Origin of the sequence: Streptomyces sp. NPDC047061 (assembly GCF_040643955.1) — a bacterium.
In the GTDB taxonomy this organism is placed as follows: Bacteria; Actinomycetota; Actinomycetes; order Streptomycetales; family Streptomycetaceae; genus Streptomyces.
This window is the reverse complement of record NZ_JBEYVI010000036.1, coordinates 122,965-131,107: the sequence shown is the minus strand read 5'-3', so window position 1 is coordinate 131,107 and position 8,143 is coordinate 122,965. Positions and strand designations below refer to the sequence as shown.

Genomic DNA, 8,143 nt, shown 5'->3' with positions numbered 1-8,143 from the left:
CGGTTACATTCCGAACCCGGAAGCTAAGCCTTACAGCGCCGATGGTACTGCAGGGGGGACCCTGTGGGAGAGTAGGACACCGCCGAACAAATATTAGGAAAACCCCCGCATCGATTGATGCGGGGGTTTTCTGCGTTATAGGTGCTGTATAGGTACTGGCATTCAGAAGGTGATGTCCGTCGTTTTGACCGTGCCGCCCTTTCGGCCGGGGGCCTCCTGCCAGCTCCAGTAGAGGTTCGTGTGCGAGACGACCTGCTCGGGGGCCGGCGCGCCGTACTCGGTGAGGTCCTCCGTGGTGTGGGCGTCGCCGACCAGCGTCGCGTCGTAGCCGCGGACCATCGCGCCGTGCAGGGTGGAGCGGATGCAGGCGTCGGTCTGGGCGCCGGTCACGACCACGCGTCCCACGCCGCGTTCGGCGAGGAGGGACTCCAGCTCGGTGTCCTCGAAGGAGTCCCCGTAGCGCTTGTGGACGAGGGGCTCGGTCGCTTCGCGGGTCAGCTCCGGCACGTACTGCCAGGGGGCGCTGTCCGGCTTCAGCTCGTCGCTGGAGTGCTGGATCCAGACCACCGGGACCGCCTCGGAACGGGCCTTGGCGAGCAGGGTGTTGATGTTGGCGATGACCTCGTCGCGGTTGTGGGAGCTGTCCACCACCCCGTTCTGCACGTCCACGATCAGCAGGGCGGTGTTCGGACGGTTCGGAAGAGTCGTCATGACGCCCACCGTAGACGGCGCCACTGACAAACCAGGTGAGTGCGACGGGCGGTGGGCGTTAGCGTGACCGCATGAGTGCTACGACCAGCGGTGATTACGTGATTCGTGCGATACGGGCCGACGAGTGGGAGGCCGCCAAGCGGTTGCGGCTCGCCGCGTTGCGGGACCCGGTCGCGGACATCGCGTTCCTGGAGAGCTATGAGGAGGCGTTGGAGCGGCCGGACTCCTTCTATCAGGAGCGGGCCACGCGGTCGGCCGCGGAGCCGAGTGACGCACGGCAGTTCGTCGCGGTGGCGGCGGACGGGGAGTGGGCCGGGACCGGGACCGTGCTGATCGAGGAGGCCGGGACCACGGACTGGGCCGGGTTTCCGGTCGAGCGTCGGCAGGGGCATGTCGTGGGGGTGTTCGTACGGCCCGAGCATCGGGGGAGCGGGCTGGTCAAGGCGTTGTTCGACGCCGGTGTGGAGTGGGCGCGGGAGCGGGGCGCGGAGCGGGTGCGGCTGCTCGTGCACGCGGAGAACCCGCGGGCCCAGGGGGCGTACCGCAAGGCGGGGTTCGTGCCGAGCGGGGTGCTCGTGCCGTTCTTCAAGGACGAGGCCGAGACCGAGGTCGAGTTCGTTCGGGAGTGGCCGTCCTAGACCGGCAGTTCCCGGTGCGGCCAGCGGGAGCGGGCCTGTTCGTGGGAGCGGAGCAGGGCGAGGGCGGGCAGGCCCCGGTCGGTGCCGCCGGCCAGGAGGTCGGGGAGCTGGGGGAGCGGGGCCACGGCCGCCACGTCGTCCAGGACCAGGGTCAGTGGTGGGTCGAGCCGACCGGAGGATGACCGTTCGGCCATGCGCCGGCCGTGCTCGACCACGCTGGAGGCGAGGGCCGTCAGGAGGGGCATGGCGCCGGGGTTGGTCCTGGGGTCCTCGATGGATTCACCGACCACATAGAGGGTGCCCCCTTCGTCGATGAAGGAATCCAGGGCGAGGGCATCGGACCGGTTGGGTGTGCAGGCCTCGCGGATGTTGACGGTGAAGAGGGCGGCGAGCGCCCTGGCCGTCAGTTCCTGGGCGATGTCCCGGCGTTCGGGGTGGGACGTGAGGGCGGCCTCCAGCTCGCCGGCGGAGCCGGGGGCGGCCTTCGGGTGGGTGCGGAGGGTGCGTACGGCGTCCTGGACGCCGGTGCCCTGTGCCCAGCGGTGGACGTGGCGGATCGTGCGGTTCTCCAGGGCCGCGGCGTGCAGGTAGCTGCGGAGGAGGGTCTCGGCCGTGTCCGTGAGGATCTGGTCGATCCTCGCGGTGGGGCTGACCGGGGCGAGGAGGGCGTGGGCGCGCTGGATCGCGGTGTGCTTGTCCTCGCAGCCGGCCGTGGGGGACCAGTGGAAGCGGGCGGGGGTGTCGCAGAGGTGGTTCGGGTCGTAGAGGAGGACGGGGCCGAGTTTGGCTCTGGCGTCCTTCGTCTCGGACCAGAGGGTGGCGTTCGAGGTGACGACGAGGGCGGGGCCGAGTGCGTCCTGGATGGCCTGGGTCGCGGTCGCCTGTCGGCTCTCGCGCGGTGCGATGTGGATTCTGGTCCAGGTGCCCGGCCGGTCGCCGTTGGGGGTGGGGCGGAGGTCCTCGAGGGTGCGTTCCGGTTCTGCGTCGGGCGTCGGGACGGGCATCGGGACGGCCGGCTCCTGGATCGCCTCCTGGAAAGCCGGCTGACGGGCCTCCTGGACGGTTGCCGGTCCGGTGCGGGGTTCCGGTACCGCGGCGGCCGCGCTTCCGGCCTTCGCCGTCGCCGCCCGTCTTCTCCGGCCGGCCCGCCAGCGGGTCACCGTCCCCAGGACGAACACGGCGAGGACGACCAGGACCATCAGCTGGCCGATGAACAGGCCCCAGAACAGCCCCCAGCCCGACAGCTGGGCGGCCGGTGTGTCCGGCCAGGCGCCCGTGATGTCGTGCGGGGCGCCGATGAGGTGGCGCATCGCGATCGGGGTGTGGGAGAGGTTGACCGTCGACGGCCAGCTGCCCTGGGCGAACCAGGCCGCCAGTCCGGTCGCCGTCCACACCAGGATCGTGATGCCGAGCAGGAACCCGAGTATGCCGATCAGCAGGCCGTCGGGGATCCCGCCGCCCTGCTGGTCGCGCTCCTGCCGAGGGTCCGGTCTCACGGACGGTCCTCCCTATGCCACCGTCGACTCGGAGTCGCCGAGGTGCTGTTCCACGAAGGCCGCCGCCCGCTGTTCCGCTTCGATCTCGGCGGCGAGGAGGACGTCGTCCGGGTTCAGTACGTCGCTGGACGACTCGGTCATCGCGCGGTCCGTGAAGACGAGCGGGCGTTCTGTCTCCGTGACCAGGTGTTTGACCACCTGGACGTTGCCGTTGACGTCCCAGACCGCGATGCCGGGGGTGAGCGTCGGGATGATCTCGACCGCCCAGCGGGGGAGGCCCAGCACCCGGCCCGTCGCCCGCGCCTCGTCCGCCTTCTGGGCGTAGATCGTCCTTGTCGACGCCATCTTCAGGATCGCCGCCGCCTCCTTCGCCGCCGCGCCGTCCACGACGTCGGACAGGTGGTGCACCACCGCGACGAAGGAGAGACCCAGCCGTCGGCCGAACTTCAGCAGCCGCTGGAACAGCTGGGCCACGAACGGGCTGGCGATGATGTGCCAGGCCTCTTCCACCAGGAAGATGCGCTTCTTGCGGTCGGGGCGGATCCAGGTGTGCTCCAGCCACACGCCCACGATCGCCATCAGGATCGGCATGGCGATGGAGTTGCGGTCGATGTGGGACAGGTCGAAGACGATGAGCGGGGCGTCGAGGTCGATGCCGACCGTGGTCGGGCCGTCGAACATGCCGCGCAGGTCACCGTCGACGAGACGGTCGATGACCAGGGCCACGTCCAGGCCCCACGCCCGTACGTCGTCTATGGCGACGTTCATCGCCTCGGCGGACTCCGGCTCGGGGTGCCGTAGCTGCTCGACGATGTCGGTGAGCACCGGCTGGCGGTCGAGGATCGTCTCGTTGACGTAGGAGTGCGCGACCTTCAGGGCGAAGCCGGCCCGTTCGTCGAGGCCGTGGCCCATCGCCACTTCGATGATGGTCCTCAGGAGCGCCAGCTGCCCGGTGGTGGTGATCGCCGGGTCCAGCGGGTTGAGGCGGATGCCGTGGTCCAGAGCGGCCATCGGGTCCAGCCGGATGGGTGTTATCCCCAGCTCTTCCGCGATGAGGTTCCACTCGCCGACGCCGTCCTCGCCCTGAGCGTCCAGGACGACGACCTGGCGGTCGCGGAAGCGCAGCTGGCGCAGGACGTAGGTCTTCTCCAGGGCCGACTTGCCGTTGCCGGACTCGCCGAGGACCAGCCAGTGCGGGGCCGGGAGCTGCTGGCCGTAGAGCTGGAAGGGGTCGTAGATGTAGCCCTTGCCGGAGTACACCTCGCGGCCGATGATCACGCCGGAGTCGCCGAGGCCGGGTGCGGCCGTGGGGAGGTAGACCGCCTGGGCCTGGCCGGTGGAGGTGCGGACCGGGGAGCGGGTCGTCTCGACCTTCCCGAAGAGGAAGGACGTGAAGGCTTCGGTGAGGACGGACAGCGGGTCCCTCATCAGCGCATCAGCCTCTACCTTCGGATTCCGGTGGCGAAGGGCAGTGTGTTCACGAAGGCGCGGTGGTGCTCGCGGTCGCACCACTCCAGCTTCAGGTACGACTTTCCGGCGGACGCCCTTATCGTGCGCTTGTCGCGGTTGAGGGCCTCCGGGGTGCGGGAGGAGACGGTGATGTAGCCGACCAGGTTGACGCCGGCCGCGCCGCTGGCCAGGTCCTCGCCGCGCTGGTCGAGGCGGTTGTGGGCGGCGATGTCGCGGGGGTCGACGGTCCGGTTCATCTTGGCGGCGCGGGACGCCTCCGCCTCGTCGTTGGTCTTCTCGGTCAGCATGCGCTCGATGGCGACCTCGGTGGGTTCGAGGTCCATGGTGACGGCGACCGTGCGGATGACGTCCGGGGTGTGGACGAGCAGGGGCGCCAGGAAGTTGACGCCGACCGGGGTCATCGGCCATTCCTTCACCCAGGCCGTGGCGTGGCACCAGGGTTGGCGGGTGCTGGACTCGCGGGTCTTCGCCTGGAGGAACGTGGGCTCCATGGCGTCGAGTTCGGCCGGCCAGGCGTTGCGCTGGGTCATCGCCTGGATGTGGTCGATGGGGTGGTCCGGGTCGTACATGGAGTGGATGAGGGAGGCGAGCCGGCCCTGGCCGAGGGGCTGGCGGACGCGGATGTCCGCCTCCTGCAGGCGCGAGCAGATGTCGGTCAGCTCGCGGGCCATGACGACCGCGAGACCGGCGTCGCGGTCCAGTTTGCGGCCGGACTGGGGGCGGGCCGCACGGGCCATCGCCTGAGCCTCGGCGGCCAGTTCGCGGGAGTAGTGCATACAGGCGACGAGGTAGGCGCGGTGCTGCTCGCTGCTGGTGGAGACCATGGACTGGAGCTGGTCGTAGGAGCGGGCCAGCCAGTCCGCGGCCTTCTCGTCGCCGCGCTGGGCGACGTCCTTGGCGTGGGCGTCGGGGTCGGCGGGGAGGGTGCGGGCGAGCATCTGGAGGCGGGTGACGAAGCCGTCACCGTTCGCCACGTGCTTGAGGAGGGTGCCGAAGCGGTCGACGAGGGCTTCCTGGTCCTCGGAGTCGCGCAGGCCGACGCCGGGGCCCTCGATCTCGATGGCGGCGGTGACCGTCTTGCGGTCGGCGTGCAGGAGGACGGCGATCTCGTCGGGGCCGAAGGGCGCGGCGAGCCAGCTGATGCGGCCGATGCCGGGCGGGGGGCCGATCTCGACCTCGCGGCCGTCGATGCGGGTGCCGGCCTCGGCGGCGGTGGAGCGGTAGACCGTGCCCTGGCGCAGGCTCCGCTTGTAACTGCGGTTGATCTCGAACCACTTGTAGAAGGTCCGGCGCTTGTACGGCACGTAGACCGCGGCCAGTGCGATCAGCGGGAAGCCCATCAGCAGGACGATCCGCAGGGAGAGGACCGGGACGAGGAGCCCGCACATCATGCCGAGGAACGCGCCCGCGATGATCAGGGCGATCTCGCCGGTCTCACGGTTCCTGCCGATGATCGCGTTCGGCCGGGCCCGGCCGATGAGATACGTACGGCGGGGCGTGATCGGATGGGACAGGTGGGACTCTGTCGTCAACGCCCTTCACCTCCCGAGCTGTTGTTGCGGGTGTTGCCGGCGTGCGGGGTGTTCGCCGGGCTGGGCGCGCGGGGTGCGGGTGCGGCGGAGGGGACAGTTCCGCCGCCACCACCGTTCGGGGTGCGCGTGCTGTGCGCGGCGACGCCGCCCGAGGCGGGGTTGGACGGGCGGGCACCGGAGGAGCCGGAACCGCCGCCCCCGCCGCCGTTGTTGTCGGCGCGGGCGCTGTGCGTTCTGATGCCCTGGGCGACGAGGTTGGCGGGGCTGCTGATGACGGCGGCGGCCTTGCCCTCGGCGCCCTGCATGATGCGGTTGTTGCGGCCGTTCGCGATCTCGTCGCCGAAGCCGGGGACGAAGCGGTAGATCATCGCGCTGGCGAAGATGGCGAGCAGGATGATGGCGAGGCCGGAGACGACGGCGGAGAAGGCGTCGGGGCCGCCGTCGGAGGACAGGGCGCCGGCGAGGCCGAGCACGATCACGATCACCGGTTTGACGAGGATGACGGCGATCATGATGCCGGCCCAGCGGCGGACGTGGCCCCAGAGGTTCTTGTCGACGAGGCCGGCGTAGACGACGGTGCCGAGGAGGGCGCCGACGTAGAGCAGGGCGGCCCTGATGACGAGCTCCAGCCAGAGGACGCCGGCGGCGAGGATGCTCACCAGGGAGGCGACGATCAGCATGATCGGGCCGCCGCCGATGTCGTCGCCCTTGCTGAGGGCGGCGGAGAAGGTGCCGAAGAACGTGTCGGTCTGGTCGCCGGTGGTCTTGGCGAGGACGTCGGTGACGCCGTCGGTCGCCGACACCACCGTGTAGAGGATCAGGGGGGTGAAGGCGGAGGCCAGCACGGTCAGCCAGAGGAACCCGATGGCTTCGGAGATGGCGGTGGTGAGGGGGACGCCGCGCACCGCGCGCTTGGCCACGGCCAGCAGCCAGAGCAGGAGGGTCAGGATCGTCGACGCGGCGAAGACGACGGCGTACTGCTGGAGGAACTTCTCGTTGGTGAAGTCGACGTTGGCGGTCTCCTTCACGGCGTCACTGAGCTTGTCGACGGTCCAGGAGGCGGCCTTGGCACAGCCCTGGGCGAGGGAGGAGAGGGGGTCGAGGGTGGAGGTGAGGGGGTCGGTGGTGGAGCCGCTGCTGCCGCCGGAGCCGCTTTCGCAGAGTTGCTTGGTGGGGCCGGTGATTCCGGCGCAGTAGTCGCTGCTCGGCGAGGCGGTGGGTGAGGGCGAGGCCGAGGGGCTGGCCGAGGGCGACGGCGCCGCCGCGGCCCGGGTGGCCAGCAGTACGGCGGTTGCCTGTACGGCGGTCAGCACGCCGGCGAGGCTGAGGGCACGACGCGGGTTACCGGGCATAAGTGAACCCTCCGTACTGCTCGACGGCCTTGCTGATGGCATCGGAGGTGGCGGCTTGGTCGTCACCGGGAACTGGCGCTGGTCCGTCCGTCTGGGTGTCCGAGCCGACCTTCCAGTCGTTGCCGTCCCACTGGAGGTCGAAGGTCCAGGTCTTCCAGGTGGTGGTCACGGGGTTGGTCGAGGAGGTGCCCGACATGCCGATGAGCCCCATGTACCAGACGGAGACCTTGGCCGTGCTGTCGCTGTACTGCTCGGCCTCGGTGCCCACCGGGACCGTGCGGGACACGAAGGTGCTGCCCTTCGGCGGGTTGCCGTTGGCGTCGAGGCCCAGTTTGGCGAGGAAGCTCGTCGAGTAGGCCGCGTCCATGGGGCTCTGGAGCTTGGCGGCCGCGGCCGGCGTGTAGAGGCTGCTGACGATGCGGTGCCGGTCGTCCTTGTTGTACATGCCCGTCGAGCCCAGCGTCACCGCGTAGTTGGCCGCCGCGCTCTGCGCCCCCTGCGCGTTGTGTGCGAACCCGCTCGGGATGCCCCCGCTCTTCGCCTCGACGGGTTTCGTGCCGCTGGCCGCCGTCGACGAGGAAGCCGGCTGGTTTCCGCTGCCGCTTGCGCCCGTGTCGGTCGTCGTCGACGAGCCGTTGCCGTCGCCTCTGTTCGCGAAGGCGATCGCCGCGATGAGGAGGACGACCACGCCGACGACGGTGACCAGGCTTCTGGATGAGGACCGGCCGCCACGGCGGGAGGCGCCGCCGTACGGGTCCTCGGGCAGGCGGGTGCGGGTGTGGCCGGTTTCCGGGTAGCCGGGCTCGTCTCCGAGGCTCATGCCGGGTACTCCCCCTCCACGTCGTACCGGAACGCGTAGCAGTACGACGGTAGCCGTGCTGGTTCCCGCGCGGGCGCGGTGTGGTGACTCGACATCAGGGAAACGCAACCTCGGAACGGGGGAA

The 8,143-nt window shown here is 70.2% G+C and carries 7 protein-coding genes and 1 rRNA gene; 2 read left to right on the top strand and 6 right to left on the bottom strand.

Features of this window, described 5'->3' with window-relative positions:
- A 5S ribosomal RNA gene (gene rrf, locus ABZ887_RS38280) occupies positions 1–88 on the top strand; the annotation flags it as partial.
- Between the two features lie 74 nt (positions 89–162).
- Here rrf and ABZ887_RS38275 read toward each other — a convergent pair.
- Complete coding sequence (locus ABZ887_RS38275; RefSeq protein ID WP_361300366.1) at positions 163–711, bottom strand: cysteine hydrolase family protein; 549 nt, start codon at positions 709–711, stop codon at positions 163–165.
- Between the two features lie 71 nt (positions 712–782).
- On the opposite strand from ABZ887_RS38275, the gene ABZ887_RS38270 reads away from it, so the two are divergent.
- The gene (locus ABZ887_RS38270; protein WP_361300363.1) at positions 783–1,349 is read left to right on the top strand and encodes a GNAT family N-acetyltransferase; all 567 of its coding nucleotides are present in this window, start codon (positions 783–785) and stop codon (positions 1,347–1,349) included.
- On the opposite strand, the gene ABZ887_RS38265 is transcribed toward ABZ887_RS38270, so the two are convergent.
- The 5 genes from ABZ887_RS38265 to ABZ887_RS38245 are packed head-to-tail and all read right to left on the bottom strand — an operon-like array spanning position 1,346 to position 8,019.
- The gene (locus ABZ887_RS38265; RefSeq protein WP_361300360.1) at positions 1,346–2,845 is read right to left on the bottom strand and encodes a type IV secretory system conjugative DNA transfer family protein; all 1,500 of its coding nucleotides are present in this window, start codon (positions 2,843–2,845) and stop codon (positions 1,346–1,348) included. The genes ABZ887_RS38270 and ABZ887_RS38265 overlap by 4 nt on opposite strands.
- 12 nt (positions 2,846–2,857) lie before the next feature.
- On the bottom strand, positions 2,858–4,273 hold the full coding sequence (locus ABZ887_RS38260) for an ATP-binding protein (RefSeq protein WP_361300357.1): 1,416 nt from the start codon (positions 4,271–4,273) through the stop codon (positions 2,858–2,860).
- 14 nt (positions 4,274–4,287) lie between these two features.
- On the bottom strand, positions 4,288–5,847 hold the full coding sequence (locus ABZ887_RS38255) for an SCO6880 family protein (RefSeq protein WP_361300354.1): 1,560 nt from the start codon (positions 5,845–5,847) through the stop codon (positions 4,288–4,290).
- Complete coding sequence (locus tag ABZ887_RS38250) at positions 5,844–7,199, bottom strand: hypothetical protein (protein ID WP_361300351.1); 1,356 nt, start codon at positions 7,197–7,199, stop codon at positions 5,844–5,846. The genes ABZ887_RS38255 and ABZ887_RS38250 overlap by 4 nt, the downstream gene beginning before the upstream one ends.
- Entirely contained in the window at positions 7,189–8,019 is an 831-nt protein-coding gene (locus tag ABZ887_RS38245; RefSeq protein ID WP_361300348.1) for a hypothetical protein, read from the bottom strand. Before ABZ887_RS38245 ends, ABZ887_RS38250 begins: the two co-directional genes overlap by 11 nt.
- Positions 8,020–8,143 lie beyond the last annotated feature (124 nt).